Raw genomic sequence first — 510 nt, forward strand, 5'->3', positions numbered from 1 at the left:
CACCACGCGCTCGGCCGCCAACGCGCCCGGCCACGCCACCGCCACCGCCCCGATCGCCACGTCCAGCGCCGCACGTTCGGCCAACCACCGCGCCACCGACGGCACCCGCACCGGCAGGTCACCCAACTCGGCCAGCAACGCGGGACGGGGAGCACGGTCGTTGTGCACATCCCGCCGCAGCGGCAACACCACCCGCCGGTGGAACTCGGCACCGTGACGACCGGCGCTGTCGTGCAACGCGTCGGTCACCTCCGCCGCGAGCCCCCGAACACGGGAATGCGCTGCGACCGCGGCCGTCATCGCCGCACGGAAAGCCGTCGCGCCCGCCGGGGATTCCGGGTAGGGCAACGCCGCCACGCGCACCAACACGTGCGACGCCAACTCGGTGGTGATCACATCGGCCACACGCGCTCCCCCTGCGGACGGGGGGTGGGGGGGCCGGGGGGGCGCCCCCGCCCCCGAGTTCCCCCACGACGCCAGCCACCAGCGCCGGCGCCCCGAGCCCCCGAC

Annotated in this window: 1 protein-coding gene; it reads right to left on the minus strand. The window is 76.3% G+C overall.

What is annotated here, in order from left to right; genetic code table 11:
• The coding region (locus ACFXGA_RS39790) for a hypothetical protein (RefSeq protein ID WP_378098254.1) at positions 1 to 405 on the minus strand (405 nt) is incomplete at its 3' end.
• Positions 406 to 510 lie beyond the last annotated feature (105 nt).

Source organism: Actinosynnema sp. NPDC059335 (genome assembly GCF_042752395.1).
Lineage (GTDB): Bacteria > Actinomycetota > Actinomycetes > Mycobacteriales > Pseudonocardiaceae > Actinosynnema.